This window comes from Candidatus Shapirobacteria bacterium (assembly GCA_041659325.1).
In the GTDB taxonomy this organism is placed as follows: Bacteria; Patescibacteriota; Microgenomatia; order UBA12405; family UBA12405; genus JBAZYN01.
In genome coordinates this window covers 275,336-292,547 of record JBAZYN010000002.1, presented here as the reverse complement: position 1 = coordinate 292,547, position 17,212 = coordinate 275,336, and the positions used below count along the sequence as shown (strand labels likewise).

The 17,212-nt window shown below is 42.5% G+C and carries 20 protein-coding genes and 1 other annotated feature; of the genes, 5 read left to right on the top strand and 15 right to left on the bottom strand.

Annotated features, from left to right (window positions below):
• Positions 1 to 191: 191 nt before the first annotated feature.
• From WC841_04560 to WC841_04550, 3 genes are all read right to left on the bottom strand, one after another.
• Positions 192 to 761 (bottom strand): hypothetical protein, encoded by a 570-nt coding sequence (locus WC841_04560; GenBank protein ID MFA5828596.1) that lies wholly within the window; start codon positions 759 to 761, stop codon positions 192 to 194.
• Between the two features lie 49 nt (positions 762 to 810).
• Complete coding sequence (locus WC841_04555) at positions 811 to 1,671, bottom strand: radical SAM protein (protein MFA5828595.1); 861 nt, start codon at positions 1,669 to 1,671, stop codon at positions 811 to 813.
• 75 nt (positions 1,672 to 1,746) lie between these two features.
• Complete coding sequence (locus tag WC841_04550) at positions 1,747 to 2,811, bottom strand: prolyl oligopeptidase family serine peptidase (GenBank protein ID MFA5828594.1); 1,065 nt, start codon at positions 2,809 to 2,811, stop codon at positions 1,747 to 1,749.
• A 33-nt stretch (positions 2,812 to 2,844) separates the two neighbouring features.
• Positions 2,845 to 2,958 (top strand) — a sequence feature (ribosomal protein L10 leader region).
• A 2-nt stretch (positions 2,959 to 2,960) separates the two neighbouring features.
• Between WC841_04550 and rplJ the strand changes: the two genes are divergently transcribed.
• A complete protein-coding gene (gene rplJ, locus WC841_04545; protein ID MFA5828593.1) occupies positions 2,961 to 3,491 on the top strand; it encodes a 50S ribosomal protein L10 in 531 nt (176 codons plus the stop codon).
• 97 nt (positions 3,492 to 3,588) lie between these two features.
• Positions 3,589 to 3,996: a 50S ribosomal protein L7/L12 gene (gene rplL / locus WC841_04540; GenBank protein MFA5828592.1), complete on the top strand. Its 408-nt coding sequence runs from the start codon at positions 3,589 to 3,591 to the stop codon at positions 3,994 to 3,996.
• A gap of 86 nt (positions 3,997 to 4,082) precedes the next feature.
• On the opposite strand, the gene WC841_04535 is transcribed toward rplL, so the two are convergent.
• From WC841_04535 to WC841_04520, 4 genes are all read right to left on the bottom strand, one after another.
• Complete coding sequence (locus WC841_04535; GenBank protein MFA5828591.1) at positions 4,083 to 5,717, bottom strand: CTP synthase; 1,635 nt, start codon at positions 5,715 to 5,717, stop codon at positions 4,083 to 4,085.
• Positions 5,718 to 5,807: 90 nt separating this feature from the next.
• Entirely contained in the window at positions 5,808 to 6,872 is a 1,065-nt protein-coding gene (locus tag WC841_04530; GenBank protein ID MFA5828590.1) for a sugar phosphate nucleotidyltransferase, read from the bottom strand.
• A 41-nt stretch (positions 6,873 to 6,913) separates the two neighbouring features.
• Entirely contained in the window at positions 6,914 to 7,279 is a 366-nt protein-coding gene (locus WC841_04525) for a four helix bundle protein (protein MFA5828589.1), read from the bottom strand.
• Between the two features lie 70 nt (positions 7,280 to 7,349).
• A complete protein-coding gene (locus WC841_04520; GenBank protein MFA5828588.1) occupies positions 7,350 to 8,366 on the bottom strand; it encodes an NAD(P)-dependent oxidoreductase in 1,017 nt (338 codons plus the stop codon).
• 262 nt (positions 8,367 to 8,628) lie between these two features.
• Here WC841_04520 and WC841_04515 point away from each other — a divergent pair, with 262 nt between their 5' ends.
• On the top strand, positions 8,629 to 8,853 hold the full coding sequence (locus WC841_04515; protein ID MFA5828587.1) for a helix-turn-helix domain-containing protein: 225 nt from the start codon (positions 8,629 to 8,631) through the stop codon (positions 8,851 to 8,853).
• Between the two features lie 39 nt (positions 8,854 to 8,892).
• Here the strand turns inward: WC841_04515 and ruvB are convergent, their stop codons facing one another.
• From ruvB to WC841_04495, 4 genes are all read right to left on the bottom strand, one after another.
• Positions 8,893 to 9,861 carry a Holliday junction branch migration DNA helicase RuvB gene (gene ruvB / locus WC841_04510; protein ID MFA5828586.1) on the bottom strand — a complete coding sequence of 323 codons (969 nt, stop codon included), beginning with the start codon at positions 9,859 to 9,861 and terminating at the stop codon, positions 8,893 to 8,895.
• Between the two features lie 39 nt (positions 9,862 to 9,900).
• A complete protein-coding gene (gene ruvA / locus WC841_04505) occupies positions 9,901 to 10,473 on the bottom strand; it encodes a Holliday junction branch migration protein RuvA (GenBank protein MFA5828585.1) in 573 nt (190 codons plus the stop codon).
• 147 nt (positions 10,474 to 10,620) lie between these two features.
• Positions 10,621 to 11,085: a crossover junction endodeoxyribonuclease RuvC gene (ruvC, locus tag WC841_04500; protein MFA5828584.1), complete on the bottom strand. Its 465-nt coding sequence runs from the start codon at positions 11,083 to 11,085 to the stop codon at positions 10,621 to 10,623.
• Positions 11,086 to 11,104: 19 nt separating this feature from the next.
• Complete coding sequence (locus tag WC841_04495; protein MFA5828583.1) at positions 11,105 to 11,830, bottom strand: alpha/beta hydrolase; 726 nt, start codon at positions 11,828 to 11,830, stop codon at positions 11,105 to 11,107.
• A gap of 178 nt (positions 11,831 to 12,008) precedes the next feature.
• Here WC841_04495 and WC841_04490 point away from each other — a divergent pair, with 178 nt between their 5' ends.
• Positions 12,009 to 13,160, top strand: a complete 1,152-nt coding sequence (locus WC841_04490) for an FAD-binding protein (GenBank protein MFA5828582.1) — start codon at positions 12,009 to 12,011, stop codon at positions 13,158 to 13,160.
• Here WC841_04490 and WC841_04485 read toward each other — a convergent pair.
• The 4 genes from WC841_04485 to WC841_04470 all read right to left on the bottom strand — a co-directional run bounded on the left by WC841_04485 (position 13,149) and on the right by WC841_04470 (position 15,887).
• The gene (locus tag WC841_04485) at positions 13,149 to 13,343 is read right to left on the bottom strand and encodes a hypothetical protein (protein MFA5828581.1); all 195 of its coding nucleotides are present in this window, start codon (positions 13,341 to 13,343) and stop codon (positions 13,149 to 13,151) included. The genes WC841_04490 and WC841_04485 overlap by 12 nt on opposite strands.
• Positions 13,344 to 13,381: 38 nt before the next feature.
• The gene (locus WC841_04480; protein ID MFA5828580.1) at positions 13,382 to 13,651 is read right to left on the bottom strand and encodes a hypothetical protein; all 270 of its coding nucleotides are present in this window, start codon (positions 13,649 to 13,651) and stop codon (positions 13,382 to 13,384) included.
• An 8-nt stretch (positions 13,652 to 13,659) separates the two neighbouring features.
• Positions 13,660 to 14,517, bottom strand: coding sequence for a WecB/TagA/CpsF family glycosyltransferase (locus WC841_04475; GenBank protein ID MFA5828579.1), 858 nt, complete (start codon positions 14,515 to 14,517; stop codon positions 13,660 to 13,662).
• Positions 14,518 to 14,885: 368 nt separating this feature from the next.
• The gene (locus WC841_04470; protein MFA5828578.1) at positions 14,886 to 15,887 is read right to left on the bottom strand and encodes a rod shape-determining protein; all 1,002 of its coding nucleotides are present in this window, start codon (positions 15,885 to 15,887) and stop codon (positions 14,886 to 14,888) included.
• 108 nt (positions 15,888 to 15,995) lie between these two features.
• Between WC841_04470 and WC841_04465 the strand changes: the two genes are divergently transcribed.
• Positions 15,996 to 17,204, top strand: coding sequence for a PEGA domain-containing protein (locus WC841_04465; protein MFA5828577.1), 1,209 nt, complete (start codon positions 15,996 to 15,998; stop codon positions 17,202 to 17,204).
• Positions 17,205 to 17,212 lie beyond the last annotated feature (8 nt).

The window sequence follows — 17,212 nt, the reverse complement described above, 5'->3', positions numbered from 1 at the left end:
ACTGATATTTGTCTTACACTTTCTCTCGAAGACCTAACCAATGGAAACTGATCACATATTCTCTGATGGCCTGCTATCAATCCATGGCGACAATAAATGCGATCCAAGAAGCTACATCCTGTTCTTTGATCTGACGGAACTTCACATCTATTACTCATAGTTTTTACATAAAACTATAACAGCAGATTATATCACCCCTTAAATTCCTTGTCCTTTTTCATCTCTTTTTCAATCAAATTTCTCAAAAAGACCGACCTTGGCTCCATCCTCTTTTTTGCCACCCAATCGAGGTAATTCAATATTTTTGATGACACAAAAAAATTAAACCGGACATCACTTCCCTCCACCGCTTTTTTCAATGCTCTTTCCAGCTCGCTTGCCAAAGTATCACGCGAATAACTAACCAGATTAAAACTGTTGGATTTTATGGGTCCGAACATAAAGGACGGGTTTTTATTTTGGGTCAAAACCACCACCTGTTTCCCCAATTCGAGTGACAAGTTCACCAAATACCCCACCGACAAACTTGGCATTGATGCTTCAAAAACACAAATATCCGCCTTTTTGATATCTCTAATCGACCGATTATTATTTTCTTCCAACTCTCCCGTATTCATACTATAAAAATCTTTTGGGTCGACCTTTTTGATCCAATCACTGGTATGAATATAACCCAATTTCTTAATCTGCTCAAATATTTCCGTCACCTCTTCCGGATACTGTTCCTTGATCCTGGGGCTTGTCCCAAAATAGACTTTCATTATCACTTACTATATCCAAACCGACCAACTTTGTCAATACAAAATCTCCTCAATTTTGCCCCCTTTTAAATCTATATTTCCGGCTAACTTCAGTATTCCGGATAAAATTATCTACCGAAACTGATTTTCTCCACTTGTCAAAAATATCATCGTCAAAAATATGCCCAAGTATTACTTCTTCAAATATATCGCCCCTTTGAGTCGGCATAAATACTCTTCCATCCGACTCAACAAAAAAATAACAGGAATCTCTGTCCTCCATTTTTGACACCACTACCTTAAACTCTTTTGAGAATTTTCTCTCCAGACTATTAGTTGCTTCCAAAAACTCACTTTTGGTAATCTCCAAGTCTTTACGGTTTTTAAGGGCATTTTTATTTTGAGGAATAAACTGATACAACTTCCACAAGTCTACCTTATACTTACTGATCAAATTCCCTATCCGAAACAATTTGTCATAATTATCCCTTGTCACCACCGTCGCCACCCGGATTATTGGCCTACGCTCCAAGGTCATCAGGTAATCCAAAATTTTCAATACCCGCCCCAAATTCCCCGGTGTTTTATATCTTCGATTTTCATCCGGAAAATCAACTGTCAGACCGATCCCTCGGACAGCTTCTGCCACCAACTTATCATATTCAAAAAAATAGTCCCCATTAGTATCAATAAATATTTCAAACCCGTATTCTTTCATCAGGACAATAATTTCTTCAAAACCCTTTCTTAAAAGGGGCTCACCCCCGGTCAGATCAATCACCCTCACCCCCATTTCATAAAACATTTTCAACATCCTTTTTACCTCAACCATAGACATTTCCGTATTATTTTTATCCGGACCATAACAGTAAGCACAGTCGTTATTACAACGGGAAGTCACCCGCCAGGTAACAACCGGTGGTATTTTCATTGCCTGCATTTTATCCTAAAAACACTGCTTTTACTAGCCATTACCTATATATTTTTTACATACAGCCAATCTTTGTCAGTTTAAAAACTCCGTATTAAAAAATTCTACATCCCTCTCTACCGCCTCATCCCAATTCTTTTTCAAATTATGATCATCACCTTTGTAAATCACTAATTCCGCCTTTTTCCCCTCTGCCCTTAAGGCATTGACTACTTTCTCTTGCCACGCCACCTCACACCATTCATCTGCTGTCCCCTGTTGAATCAACACCGGCGCATTAATCCACTTATAATAATTTTCAAACGCATACCTTCGACTATCGTACTGCTTTTGGAACTCCGCCACCGCTTTTATCACCGCTTTTCCTCCGTCATCCAAATCCGACGCCGTATCCAACACACTTTGCGGAAACGGATTGGTCATTGGCGCCCACATAACCGTTGGATAATTACCCCCCGTGATTTCCAAAACCGATAACACAATTTGCCCCCCGTTTGAATGCGACCAAATCCCGATATTATTTGTGTCTACATACCCTAATTGTTTGACTGTCTCAATCAAATCCAATACCGCCACCACCTTTTCAAACCTGGCTTGAAGCATTTCCAGGCTCTCCTCGTCACTTCCTCCAAAACCTAAAAAATCCAAGCTCACTGTTACCCACCCCTGTTTTGCAAACTCATCGGCCGCTTTCCACGTTCCAAAGCCTGTATAGTATCCCGGCTTGTCTGCATACCCCCGCACCATTATAATCGCCCTCTTTTTCCTGCTATCCGGCGTCATAGGTATATTGATCATTCCCGTTATCCACTTCCCCTCACTCATAAATCTAAACTTCTTGGTTTCAAAATTCGTAATTCGTAATTGATCATTCGTAATTAATTTCCTCCGGCTCTCTACTTCAGGTATATTTCCCAATATTTCAAACTTTCGACTTTCGATTTTTAGATTTTCAGACTTTAAGACTTTAAGACTATTTCTTAAACTATCAAAATCATACCTCTCCAAAGGCAAAGCCACCCTATCGCTTTCCCCCACCAATGGATTTATGAAACCCTCTCCTCTCCATACCCTCCACCCCATCAATGCCAATCCCGACAAACCCAAAAATATCAACGCCCCGCCCAATATTTTCTTCACTATTTCATCCTATCACGGCCCTATTATTATGTGATACAATACTCTACTAAACCGAAGACAGTGGGTACAAAAATAAATCCCACCGAGGCAAAATATAGTTTTTATATTTTTTGCGCCTCGACCTTCGAGGCCATTATTATTTAAAAACTATGCCAAACCAACAAAAAATCAACCAGGTCGAAGACTTGGCAAAAAAATTGGAATCAGCCAAATCAGCTGCCCTGGTCCAATATCAGGGACTAAATGCTGCCGGCATCGCAGCCCTTCGCGACCAGGTTAAACAAAAAGGTGGAGTCATGGAAGTAGCCAAAAACACTCTGATCATCAGAGCCCTTATCAAATTCGGTATCAATCTTCCCGCTCCCCTCACCGGTCCGACCTCCATCGCCTTTTGCAATACCGATGAAATCGCTCCTCTCAAAGAAATTGAAAAAGTCAACAAAGAAAAGGAATTGACCCAATTCAAATATGGTATCTACGACAAAAAATTATTAACCGTCGACGAGCTCAAAAAGCTATTAACTCTCCCCAGCAAATCAGCCCTCATGTCCAATCTTGTTGGCAGCCTGATCAATCCTTTACAACGTTTGGTTTACGCTCTCCGCTTTAACCAAACCCAGTTCGTTATGACCCTCAAGGCCATTTCCGAAAAAAACAAACCCTCCCCCACCCTCCCTTGACAGGGCGGGAGCTATCTTCTTTTCTCCCCTGTCAAGGGGAGAACCAAAAGAGGGGTTTAAATAAAACAATTAATAATTAAAAATTAATAAAAAAATTATGTCAGAAGAAACAAAAGTTTCCGCAAAATTACAGAAAGTAATCGATTCTGTATCCGAATTATCAGTTATCGAGCTTTCCGAGCTTGTTAAAGCCCTGGAAGTTAAATTCGACGTCAAAGCCGTTGCTGCTGTCGCTGCCCCGTCTGCCGGTGCTGTCGCTGCCGGAGAAGCCGCTGCCCCCGCCGCTGAGGAAAAAACCGAATTTGATGTCACCATCACCAGCGCCGGTACCAACAAGATCGCCGTCATCAAAGCCGTTCGTGAATTCAAACCGGAACTCGGTCTTAAAGAAGCCAAAGACATGGTTGACGCCTGTCCGGCCAATCTTGGCACCATGAAAAAAGATGCTGCCAACGAAGCCAAGACCAAACTCGAAGCCGCTGGAGCAACAGTAGAACTTAAGTAAAATAATCGTCATTGCGCTTGTCCGCCTTTAGCGGAAGTTCGGCCCCGCCGAACGTGGCAATCTTGTTTTAATATAAAAATCCCCCCTTACCGGGGGATTTTTGGTAAATCACAAACAGCCTTTATAAATTCCACAAATATCGGATGCGGTTCAAGCGGTCTCGACTTATACTCCGGATGAAACTGTGTTCCCACAAAAAACGGGTGATTTTTTAGCTCCACTGCTTCCACTAGTTTCCCATCCGGGCTGGTTCCCGAAATCACCATCCCCGCCTTTTCCAACTTCTCTCTGAATTCGTTATTAAATTCATATCGATGCCGATGGCGTTCTTTTACCAAATTATCTCCATATATTTTCTCCAACAAAGTCCCCTCATTAATTTTACACGGCCACGCCCCTAGTCTGATTGTTCCTCCATACTGGTGTTTCTCCAGATATTCTTTTTGATCGGGCATTACATGAATCACCGGATATTTAGTTTTCGGGTTTACTTCCTCAGAGTTCGCATCTTTCAGCCCCAACACATTTCTCGCATACTCAATCACTGCCATCTGCATTCCAAAACACAATCCCAAATATGGTATTTTATTTTTTCGGGCATATTCCACCGCCTTGACTTTGCCCTCTACCCCCCGTAACCCCCACCCCTGGGGAACAATAATCCCACCGTAACCCTCAAGTCTCTTTTCTGCTCCGACTTCCTCAATATCCTCCGCATTTATCGCTTCCACCACCACCTTTACCCCGGCCACTGCACCCGCATGTTTTAGGGCCTCCAACACACATAAATACGAATCATTTAACTTAAAATCTCCGGTGGCAAAATATTTCCCCACCATCGCGATTTTAACCTCTTCCCTCGGATTTTTTAATTTTTCTACAAATTTTTTCCACTCCGATAACTTATTATTTTTATTCTTCTTTCTCAAATGTAATTTCTTAATAATCTTATCCGAAAACTTTTGTTTCTCTAAAAATATCGGTACTTCATAGATATTATCTAAATCCGGATTTACAATGATATCTCCATCATTCATATTACAAAACATCGCCAATCTTTCCCGTCGTTTCTGGTCGATTTCTTTTTCACTCCTAGCTACCAAAAAATCAGGCATAATCCCCATCGAATTTAGCAAATGAACCGATTGTTGGGCCGGCTTACTCTTTAATTCCCCCAAGCTCTTGATAACCGGTAAATATGACACATGAATTTGAATTACATCTTTCGGCTGTTGCAGCTTCATAATCCGGCTAGCCTCATAAAATATTCCATTTTGGTATTCCCCAACTGTTCCCCCCAACTCCACCACTACAATCTCCGCCCCGTTTACTTTTCCGGCTGTCTTTATTCTCCTGCTTATTTCATCCGTCAAATGAGGAATCGCCTCCACGTCCTCACCTTTGTATTCCATTGCCCGCTCTTTGGCTATGACTGTCCAGTAAACCTGCCCGGTTGTCATATAATTTTCCCGTCGGAGAGATTTTCCCAAAAATCTTTCATAATTCCCCAAATCCTGGTCTGTTTCTATCCCGTCATCACACACAAACACCTCTCCATGCTCTTGCGGGCGAATTGTTCCCGCATCAATATTCAGATACATGTCAATTTTGACATTGGTTACAACATAACCCCGAGACTCTAGCAGTAGCCCAATCGATGCTGCCGTGATTCCTTTTCCCAATCCGGACACCACCCCGCCGGAAATAAAAATATATTTCATTCTCCCATTCTACATATTCCCTACCCACCAATTCAACCCATTTCTTTCCCGACAGGTCTATAATAGAGTTGTTTTTTACCCCTCAACTTCCTAAAGTAACTCGATTCGGTTATCAGCCTTTAATTTATCCACCACCTGCCCCACCATCCCGCTTTTGTCTCTCTTCATAATCAAAAGCGCGTCTGCTGTGTCTATTACCACCAAATCCTCCACCCCAATCATAGCCACATATTTCCCCGCCGGCTTGCGGACAAAATTATTTTTTGCCTCAATTTCTTGCATATCCCTACTTTCGACTTTCAGACTTTCAGACTTTCGACTATTAAGATACACTGCCACCGACTCCCATGTTCCAAAATCAATCCATTTAAAATCATGTTCTACTACCTGGCCTTCTAAAAGCTCTGTATTTGTTACAAGCTCAATCGGTCCTTTCATCATTTTCGGATATTCTTCTGCCACCGCTGATCCGTTTATTATATTTTGCAGCGGTTGATACCAGTCAACTTCGGTATGTTTTTTAAACGACTCCATCCACGACCTCGGCGTCCAACAATAATGGTTGCTGTGCAAAAGTGCCCTCCCGTCCTTCAAAAATCCCTCCACGCTTTCTTTTGCATCCCTTCCTAGCCATTTTTCCATCCGCCAAATCACCACCTCTCCGGTATCAGGCACTCTCTCTCCCCTTATCAAATAATCCACTCCCATCATTGCATAAGGCGGCCTGTATCCGCCGGTCACCAACTTTCCTTCTTTTCTTACCAGCCGATCACACTGATCGATCATCTCAAAAAATTTCTCTTCCGGTTCCCGTAACACATCAGCCTGCACCAACATAAATGGCTCATCTTGAAATCCCCGTTTAAACAACATCGCCGCCGCCAAACCGGTGGCTGGGCCGTGGTTTCTCATCTCCGGTTCTATAAAAATATTATCTTCGGGTATCTCCGGTTCCTGTTCTTTGGCTATTATTGCCTGTTGAGCATTTGTTTGCAAAAATATCTCTTCCGGCTCAAACTTCTTCCTCAAAGTTTCATAATTAAGTTGGAACAACGACTTTTCCCCGATCAGCTTTAAAAAATGTTTCGGGCTTTTTTGCCGGCTCTCCGGCCACATTTTAGAACCAACTCCACCACAAATTATTACTGGCTTCATAATTTAGTCTTAAAGTCTAAAAGTCTCAAAGTCTAAAAGTCTTAAAGACTTGTTTCCTTTATTTTTAAACTTTTAATAAAACCCCACAACATTTTTGATATTTCTATCGAACTTTGATACAGCAATTTAAATCTATTGTCATCCAAATATTTCAAATCTCTTGCCAAGTATAACATTGACCTTGTTTCCCCCGAAGAACCTTTAGCAATAAATAAGAATTTAGCTAGATCTTTGTCTGTTCCTTTTTCAAAACCTTCGGCGATATTATTCATAATTGACACTGATGCTCGACAAATTTGATCTCTAAAAGAAAAATCCCGACAATCTTTCAGGTTTTTATATATTCCCAATGTCAAATCTCTCGATTTTTTCCAAACCAAACTGTCTTCAAATCTTTCTATTTTCATTTTTGCTTCAGACTTTCAGACTTTAAGACTTTCGACTTTAAAATAATTTAAATATTTTTACTTTCAGACTTTAAGACTTTCGACTCTCAGACTTTATATAGTTTCCTATACTCTCCACCGTCGCCGTCACAATCCGCTCGATTGCTTCTTTGGTGTTAAACGCATTATGCGGGGTAAACACCACATCGTCTCTGTCCCTCAACAAATGAAAGCTGACAATTTCCTTCAGATCATCCTTGCTTATCTTGTCCCCCATCACTGTTGATACCTTATCGACCAAACGCTCTTCCTCGGTTACATCCAATCCCACCCCGGCCAATATTTTGTTGTTCAAAGCCCACACTAGCGACTCAATCTCTACCACCGGCCCCCTTGAAACGTTTATCAAAAAGCTCCCTGTTTTTAAAAGCTTAATGTTTTTCTTATTAATCATGTGAAAAGTCTCCGGCACAAACGGCACATGAATGGTTACAAAATCAGCCTGTTTCAGACAACTTTCCAAATCGACGTACCTAAACCCCATCCTTTTTGCTAATTTGGGATCACGCTTGCGGTCCACCCCCAAGACCTTCATTCTAAAGCCCCTGGCGATGTGTATCACATTTTGCCCTATAGATCCGACACCTATCACCCCTATGGTCTTTCCCGTCAAATCCACTCCCGTCAACCCCTCGGTATTAAAGGTTCCCTCTTCCACCGACTGATGCGCCACTACAATTCTTTTGGTTACCGCCAGCAACAACCCCATCGCATACTCCGCCACTGTCCCGGACCCGTACGTTGGCACATTTACCACCGCAATTTTTCTTTCCAAACACTCCCTGCCATCAATGTGATCTTTCCCGGTGGATCTCGTCGTCACCAGTTTTAGCTTAGGCAATTTCGCCAACACTTCTCCCGTCAGCTTTGAATTCACTGACAGAGACAAAATATCATACTTTGCTGCCAGATCTATATTATCCTGAACCTCCCCTCTAAATATTCCCACCCCAAAGGTATCCAACTTTATAATCTGTTTTTCGATAACCTCCTTCTCCCAACTCTTTACCCCAAAAAACGCAATTTTGTACTGTTTATCTTCAGTCATAAACAATAATACCAAAATTTCCCCTTTCCGGCTTTCTCCTTTCAGACCTTGAGACTTTTGGACTTTAAGACTTTCGACTTTTAGACTCTCCAATTTCCTTTTCACCTATTCTTACTGATTACCAATTACCAATTACCAGTTACCGATTACCAACTTCTTGACACACAAATATCCAATATGTTTTACTGTTATCAGTTATTGATTATTTTGATGCAAGAGGAGCCACCATATGGATGAACAAACCACATCACAAGAGAAACTTGTGAAACAAAACCCCGCCCCGAAAAAGATCAACGGTGTCAGCATCGACAATCTTCCCGACCTTCTCACAGTCGCCGAAGTTGCCGACTTACTCCGGGTTAGCAAACTAACCATCAAACGCTGGGGAAAACGCGGCAAACTTCCGGCCATAAGAATAAACGCCCGTGGCGATCGCCGCTACCGCAAAGAAGCCGTACTCTGGCTATTGGGAATACAAACCGAATAAAAGCCCACCCCCGATGCCCCCTCGGGGAAAACCGCGAAACTACTCTACCACCCTTCCCCGTGGAGTCCTTTTCACCAATCCCCTTTTCATTAAGTATGGTTCATACACTTCTGTAATCGTCCCGACATCTTCAGTCAGGGCCGCCGCAATATTTTCCACTCCCACCGGCCCACCCCCATACTGTCTCTTTACCACATCCAAATACTTCCTGTCTGCATCAGACAATCCCATTTCATCCACCCCCAACATCTTCAAGGCCTCGCAGGTTTCTTTAGTCGTTATCAAGCCATCGTTGTTAATCTGAGCATAATCCCTCACTCTCCGCAGCAGCCGATTGGCTATCCGTGGTGTCCCCCTCGCCCGTCTGGCAATTTCGGCCGCCGCCGGCAATTCTATTTTTGTCTTTAACACCCCGGCTGTCCGCTCCACTATTTCCGTCAAATTATCTTCTTCATAAAAATCCAGTTGTTGTACATACCCAAACCTGTCTCTCATTGGCCCCGAAATCAAACCTATCCGGGTTGTTGCCCCCACAATCGTAAACCTCTGCAAATTCAATCTTACTGTTTTAGCCGATGGCCCCTTACCAAGCACGATATCCAAAACATAATCTTCCATCGCTGAATATAAAGTCTCTTCGACCAATTTGTTTAATCTGTGCACCTCGTCAATAAACAAAAAATCCCCCTTCTTTAGCCCCGTCAAAATTGAGGCCAAATCCCCCACCCGGGTTAAAGCCGGTCCCGAAGTAATCTTGATATTCGCCCCCATTTCTTTGGCCAACAGATTGGCTAAAGTTGTCTTTCCCAACCCCGGCGGCCCATAAAACAAAATATGATCAAGGCTCTCCCCTCTGGCCTTCGCCGCCTGCAAAAATATCGACAGTTGCTCTTTTAATTTCGGCTGGCCAATAAACTCCGCCAATCGTTGTGGCCGCAAGTTTGTCTCTACAATTTTTTCATCACTTTTTGGTTGGGGATTTAATTCTTCACCTTTTTGCACCTTCATATTTTTACTACCCATTTTACCAAATATAACCCAAAACTTTTATCCTAAATTTCTCAAACACCACGATAACTTATCCTCAATATTTTGCAATTCAATCGGTAATTTCTTCGTCACCCTTTCAATCTCTCTTCTGTCAAAGCCAAGCTGTTTTAAACTCATCACCAATTCATCCTCCAAAAGCGGTAAATCGGAATCTAACTGCAACTCCCCCAGTCCTCCTATTTTCGATTTCAAATCCACAATAATTCTTTGTGCTGTCTTTTTCCCGATTCCCTTAATTTTTTGAAAAAAGTTCACATCGGCATCCCCAATAGCTTTAATAATGCTTAAACACTCTATCTGGCCCACAATCTGCGCCGCAGTTTTTGGCCCCACCCCCGACACGGTTATAAGCATTTTAAAAAGCTCCACCTCTTCCCAGTTTTCAAATCCGTAAAGGCTTATATCATTTTCCGATACTGCCATATAGGTCTGAATCGTCCTCTCCTCCCCCTCATGTATATTTTGGCTTAACCTCATCCCAATCTTAACCAAATACCCCACTCCGTTAACATCCATTTCAACACTATCTCCCCAAACCCTATTTACTTTCCCCCTTAAGCTCGAAATCATACCCCATTATATCTTGTCCAAACTTCATGATGTGAAATAACAACTTCCAAGCGCACGGCGAACGCGAACGAAGAGAGCCCGAAGGTGTGCGAAGCAAAGCGGAGTCCGCCTATGGCGGAAGCACGAGAAAATTATATTACAAGCAAACTACAAACTTTTGTTTGTAAACAAATGAGTTAACCCCACCGCCACCGCATCCGAAGCATGCGCAGGAGACACCGCTTTCTCCAGTTTCAAAAAGTGCCTAACCATTATTTCCACCTGTTCCTTTTCTGCCCGGCCATAACCCACCAATGCCATCTTTACCTGTAAGGGGGTATATCCAAATACCTCCAAACCACATCTAACCCCACACAATTTAATCACCCCAATTGCCTCTGACACCTTAGTTGCTGACTTGGCATTCTTGGCAAAAAATAAAGTTTCCAGCGCCACCTCTTCCACCTTATATTTTTTTATCAATCGGAAAATTTCATTATAAATCTTCCCCAACCTCACTGCCGAGGCATCACTGATTTTAGTCACCAGGCATCCACACTCCACCAATGTTTCTTCGTCTTTTAACACTGCCCAACCAGTATTTGCCAACCCCGGATCAATTCCCAAAACCATAATCTATTTTACCCCCATTTTAAAACTCCAAAAAATCACCCAAAATCTTCAACATCCGGCTACCTATTAAATCATGGTGTCTCCCCCCCAAAATAAAAAAACGGCTGTTTTTCATTAACAGGTTTAACTTCTCTCCCTGTTCCACGGGCATCATTGTATCCTTATCCCCGGAAAATATAACTGCCTTATTATCCAATTTAGCCAACAATTCCGCGTTATCAATCTTACGGATTGTGTTTAATACTTCAACTATCCGGTCTTCAGACAATTCAAGTACCTTCTTCAAATTATCTTCCAATTCCTCTTTAGCCTGATCCACCCCGCTACCCCAACATCTATTTGGATTAATAAACCGGTATAACCGCAATAGCCATTTTTCATCAATCATTTTCACTAATTTTACAATCTTCCGTCCGCACAATTTCAATCCATGTTTCGCCAACCAATGGTCAGGAGAAAAGCACACTCCTGATGCTATAAAAATTAATTTCGCCTCCGGATAATCTTTTGCTAAACCCGGTAAAATCAACCCTCCTATGGAAATACCCACTATCACATCAGGGCACTTCCCCTCAAGGCACTCTATCAATCTTTTCCTCGTTTCTACCAAAGAAAAATTTCGGCCTGTTTTAAACAAATACGGACAATATACCTTATAACCTTTACATGTAAAATACCGCCATATTAAATCATTATCCTCAACCGGCTGCGGCCAGCCGTGAATTAGCAATACCGTCTTTTGCACTCTTCAGTATAACAGCAAAATTCCCACTCTTTCTTATAGGATAGCCCTATTAATATCCACTTTTCCACAATTATTATATATATCTTTTACTATACAATAAAACATATGAATATACCTATATTACCAATAAATAAATTCGTAATTCGTAATTCGTAATTCGTAACTGTATAATTCACCAATGGATTACTCCAAAATTTATTTTGATCTAAAAAAACACTTTCCCGACTTAGAAATTTATCAAAATCACCCCCTCGCCCCCTACACCACCCTCAAAATCGGCGGCCCCGCCGATATCTTTATCAACTCCAAAACCCAGGAACACTTTATATCAATACTTAAACTTGTATATCATAACTTGGACCAATTTGGCGCAGTCAATAGTTTTTCAGCGCACAGCGAACGCGAATCCGCCGAAGCGGATGAGCCCGAAGGTAGCGAGCACTGCAAAAATTCATTGACAAGCCATATAACCATCCTCGGCAATGGCTCCAATGTTTTAATTTCCGACACCGGCATCCGCGGTCTGGTTGTCAAAAATTCCTCTCAGGATATCAAAATTCTAAAATCTTGCGCTCCGGCTACTTTTTCCCCTACCTATACTCAAAGAATGGAAAATGAACCGGAAAAATATCTGGATTTTTCAAAAGTAAACTACGATGAATCCCACCTCCCCTCCCGCCTGGTTCGTCTCTCCTCGGGTACCCCCCTCCCCCTTGCTATCAACAATCTGATTGAACATGGATTGACCGGCCTCCAATGGTTTGCCTATATCCCCGGGACCATCGGCGGGGCTGTCTGGTACAACATTCACGGCGGCTCTTATCACTTCGCCGACTATATTCACTCAGTAAATACTTTTAACCTAAAAACCGGTAAAATAAAAACCTTTAAAAAATCAAATCTAAAATGGCAGTATGAAAAATCATTTTTCCAACAAAATCCTCACCTAATAATCCTTTCGGCTACTCTCCGTCTTTTTAAAGGCGATACCAATTTGGCCAAAAAGGTCGTCCAAGCCTGGATTAGCCAAAAGGTCAAAGTTCAGCCCATGAATTCTGCCGGCTCCGCCTTTGCCAATCCTCCCCTGGCAATTTGCCAAAAGATCTGGGGCGAGCAAAAATCAGCCGGTTGGATTATCGACCATGAGCTCGGGCTCAAAGGCCACGCCATTGGTGGCGCCCAAACCTCTCCTCTCCACGCTAATTTTATTGTCAATACCGGGCATGCCACCGCCAAAGACTATCTGAGTCTTGTCCGCCTAATCCAGTCCACCTGCAAACAAAAATTCCATTTTAAACTTGAAACGGAAGTAAAATTACTAGGGATTTAGTGGTGGCTGTGTATCAGAAACCACCGGTTGTCCCGGTATACTCCCACCACCAGACTGTGGTTTCTTTTTCTCTTCAATGACCGGATCCGGACTCAATACACCCCTATCATCTCCTGGCTTTCTCAAAAAACCCAATCTTCCGCCGATAGCAGGTTTTTGTGTTCTTCTTTCTTGTTGTATCATATTTCCCGATTATAACACCAAAAACAAACCGCTTACAATTAATTTATTTCCTTCTCTCTACCACTCCACCGACCGTCTTTACGTGCCTGTTTTCTGACTTGCACTTCAGGGGGCAAGACAAAAATCTCACTTGTCACCCCCTGTTTTCCTACCAAATCTTTCCTCAAACTCACGAGATTATTTATACCAACACCTCCACCAACCTTATCGGCGCGATATATAACCATAAAAACAGTCCTTCCCGTATCTATCGAAACAACCCGTTGCAATCTAAATGTTGCTTTTACCGGATCTTCTCTGTCTCTCATTTATTAAATTAATTGATAATCACTTTCCAAACAAATTGAGGCAAAACAAGCTGCCTCTTCCACCTTTTGGGCTCAACAATTAGAGAATACAGCCACTCCATCCCCATCCTTCTAACCCACCCGGGCGCCCGTTTTAAGTCCCCGCTGTAATAGTCAAAGCTTCTCCCCACCCCCATTGCCACCCCCACATCCAGATCCTTTATATTTTTATAAATCCACTCTTCCTGTTTCTGCATCCCATAAGCCACAAACAGAAGATCAGGTTTAAACTTATTAATTTGTCTTATTACTTCTTCATTCTTCACTTTTGGTCCTCCTGAGGACCAACCAATTCGTAATTCGTAATTCGTAATTGATAATTGTTTAGCCGTCCTCTCCGCCCTATCCCCCCACCCACCCAAGAAAAAGACTTTCAGACTTTCAGACTTTTGGACTTTCAGACAAGCCATCTTTATCATCAAATCCGCCCCCGCGGCCAGCTCATCTCTATATTTCCCCCTCAATATCTCCCCCCCAACCTTCACCCCGTAAAATATCTTCTTTAAGACTTTTAGACTTTTTGACTTTGAGACTTGCCTGCCGGCAGGCATGGCTTTCACCTTTTTTGCCCAAATCAGCCCAATTCCATCGACCACATTCATATCTGTTTTAGCCAACAATCCCATAAAATTATCATCCCCAATCGCCCTCATAACAAACTCCGGATTTACCGTCGCTATCCACTTACCCTTCTCACCCCGCGACAGCCATTGTTCTGCTTTTTTTAGCACTTCCACCTCGCCTCCGCCAAAAACCGGTATCCCATATATTTCCCAGTCTGATACGGCTTTTTTAAAATCTTCCCTCTTCCCTTTTTTAGTTCTCACTACCCTGATTTTATCAAAAATCAGGCTTTATTTTCCTCTTTATTTTTTTATAGGTTGTTTATACACACCGAGTATGTCATTTATCCTCACCGAAACCATTAATTATAAGTCCTTCTAGCTATCTATATCATCCTCCAAAAACCTTCAATACTACAGGCCTTCTGAAATAATTATAAATATATTCAATTTACGCTATTACGAGTAAAAATATTACTCACGAAACTGTCAAATATACTGGGAGTAACTCAACATTTACTAGATATCTGACCTTCATTCACTTTTCGTGCTATATTGATAACACTTTCTTAGTTTACCAATTACCGTTTACCAATTACCAATTACAATATAAGCCAAATATTTGAAATGTATCACCTTATCGCTCTATGATAAATTTCCAAATTTTCAATTGCAATCCCGGTCCCCTTTATCACACAAAACTGTGGCTCCGGAGCCACATGCGCCGAGACACCTATCTCTCTGGTTACCAGGATATTGAAATTCCGAAGTTGTGAAGTTCCGCCGCTCAAGACTATTCCCGTGTCCATTATGTCTGCCACCAATTCCGGAGGAGTCACCTCCAAAGTATCCCGTATAACTTTAACTATCAGATCCAGTATTGGTTTTATCGCCTCATGAATTTCATCTGAGTCAATCATCATACTTTTTGGTAGACCATAGATTGAATCCCTCCCGTTGACCTCCAACGTCTCAGTTTTCTTAAGCTTTATTGCACTCCCCAGGACTATCTTAATATTTTCCGCCGTCTGATCTCCAATAATCAAATTATGTTTCTTCCTCAAATAATCAGCAATCGCCATATCCATTTTCTTCCCCCCGGTTCTAGTCCCCCTATGTGTCACCACTCCCCCCAAAGCTATCACCGCCGCCTCCGCCGCCCCGCCTCCCACGTCCATAATCATATTTCCATGAGCTTCAGACACCGGGATTTTTGCCCCGATTGCCGCCGCCAAAGGTTCATCTATCAGGTATGCTTTTTTTGCTCCGGCCGCCAAAGTTGCATCCAAAACCGCCCTCTGCTCTACCTGAGTCACCCCTGCCGGAACACAAATCATCACCTCGGGCCCAAAAAACCATCCCACCCCCATTACCTGCTTCATAAAATACCTTAGCATCGCCTCGGTCACCTCATAATCAGAGATAACCCCTTCCTCCATCGGACATATAATCTCAATGTATTCCGGAGTTTTTCCCAACATTTTCTTGGCCTCGTTGCCCACTGCCAAAACTTTCCTGTCCTCTACCCCTACTGCCACCACGGTCGGCTCATTCAACACAATCCCCACCCCGGCCTCCCACACCACGCTATTTGCTGTTCCCAAATCAATTCCAAGTTTTTTAAAAAGTTTCATATTAAATACTACCCCCAGATTTCTTTGCCCGTCGAAGCATACTAGTGGGTGGGTTAAACAATTTCATCACCCCATTTTACCAATTCTTATTGCTTGTATAATACAGATATGTCTGACCACTCAACTAAAAAAAGCCTAATCACTATCCTTTCCGTTCTTTTTTTCGTCATCTCCGGCACCGTTATGATTTCTTTTGTCGCCCGCGGCTACACCCTCAATATAAATGATATGAAAAATGGTTCGGTCATAAACGCTAGTGGCCTTCTTTCTGCCACATCAAAACCAAAGGGCGCCTCGGTCTACATCGATGACCGTCTCTTCACTGCTACCGACGACATAATCAACCTTACCCCCGGCGATTACTTGGTTAAAATCATAAAAGACGGCTATCTTCCCTGGCAAAAGCAAGTTCGGATCAAAAAAGAGTTAGTTGTTCAAACCGATGCTCAGTTATTCCGCTCCGTTTCAGACATAAAACCGCTGACTTTTACCGGCGCCATCAACCCATCCATCAACCACGACGGATCAAGAATCGTTTATGCCGTTGCCTCCGCTTCAGCCTCCAAAGATAATGGTTTATACATTCTCGACACCATCAGCAACCCCATCCCTTTAGGTCGCAACCAACCACGGCAAATCGCGCCAAACTATGCCTACCTCAATTGGTCTGATTTCAAATTCACTTTTTCACCCAACTCCAGAAGCATTCTCGCCACCAACGGCAAGGCAACCTACCAAATCCCCATTGATTCTGTCTTTTCCCCAAAAATGCTCGTCGATGTTACCTACCAACTTGACCAAATCTATCTGGATTGGGAAAAACAGCTAGCCCAGATTAATCAGCCCAAATTAGACAAAATTCCCCTCGAATTAAAAGAATTAGTCTCCACCGAATCCGCCAAACACATTTCTTTTTCCACTAGCGAGGACAAATTACTCTATCTGGCCAAAACCAACCGTCAACTTCCCCAAAATATTATTACCCCACCACCGGTTCAAAGCATCCAAAAACAAAGCCGAGATATTACCCCCGGCAACTGGTATGTTTATGACATGAAGGAAGATACTAACTTTCTGATCGAAAACAGCAATGCCCTCACCAACATCGCCTGGATTCCAAACTCGGATAACCTCATGTACGTTCAGGACAACGCCATAAAAGTTGTTGATTACGACAATACCAATCAACACATCCTTTTTAACAATAATTTTAATCCTGAATCAACCACTCCCTGGGCTGATGGCAGTAAAATCGTAATCCTAACTCCAAGCTATTCAGGAGGCCAAGAAAACCTTTATACTCTTACCATTAGATAAAAACCATC

Coding starts and splice junctions, on each gene's coding strand:
- WC841_04555 (MFA5828595.1), bottom strand. CDS start 1,671: ATGAAAATACCACCGGTTGTTACCTGGCGGGTGACTTCCCGTTGTAAT.
- ruvC (MFA5828584.1), bottom strand. CDS start 11,085: ATGGTTTTGGGAATTGATCCGGGGTTGGCAAATACTGGTTGGGCAGTG.
- WC841_04485 (MFA5828581.1), bottom strand. CDS start 13,343: ATGATACAACAAGAAAGAAGAACACAAAAACCTGCTATCGGCGGAAGA.
- WC841_04465 (MFA5828577.1), top strand. CDS start 15,996: ATGTCTGACCACTCAACTAAAAAAAGCCTAATCACTATCCTTTCCGTT.
- WC841_04470 (MFA5828578.1), bottom strand. CDS start 15,887: ATGAAACTTTTTAAAAAACTTGGAATTGATTTGGGAACAGCAAATAGC.
- WC841_04480 (MFA5828580.1), bottom strand. CDS start 13,651: ATGAGAGACAGAGAAGATCCGGTAAAAGCAACATTTAGATTGCAACGG.
- WC841_04530 (MFA5828590.1), bottom strand. CDS start 6,872: ATGAAGCCAGTAATAATTTGTGGTGGAGTTGGTTCTAAAATGTGGCCG.
- WC841_04520 (MFA5828588.1), bottom strand. CDS start 8,366: ATGACTGAAGATAAACAGTACAAAATTGCGTTTTTTGGGGTAAAGAGT.
- rplL (MFA5828592.1), top strand. CDS start 3,589: ATGTCAGAAGAAACAAAAGTTTCCGCAAAATTACAGAAAGTAATCGAT.
- WC841_04535 (MFA5828591.1), bottom strand. CDS start 5,717: ATGAAATATATTTTTATTTCCGGCGGGGTGGTGTCCGGATTGGGAAAA.
- ruvB (MFA5828586.1), bottom strand. CDS start 9,861: ATGAAGGTGCAAAAAGGTGAAGAATTAAATCCCCAACCAAAAAGTGAT.
- WC841_04560 (MFA5828596.1), bottom strand. CDS start 761: ATGAAAGTCTATTTTGGGACAAGCCCCAGGATCAAGGAACAGTATCCG.
- WC841_04490 (MFA5828582.1), top strand. CDS start 12,009: ATGGATTACTCCAAAATTTATTTTGATCTAAAAAAACACTTTCCCGAC.
- ruvA (MFA5828585.1), bottom strand. CDS start 10,473: ATGATTTCGAGCTTAAGGGGGAAAGTAAATAGGGTTTGGGGAGATAGT.
- WC841_04525 (MFA5828589.1), bottom strand. CDS start 7,279: ATGAAAATAGAAAGATTTGAAGACAGTTTGGTTTGGAAAAAATCGAGA.
- rplJ (MFA5828593.1), top strand. CDS start 2,961: ATGCCAAACCAACAAAAAATCAACCAGGTCGAAGACTTGGCAAAAAAA.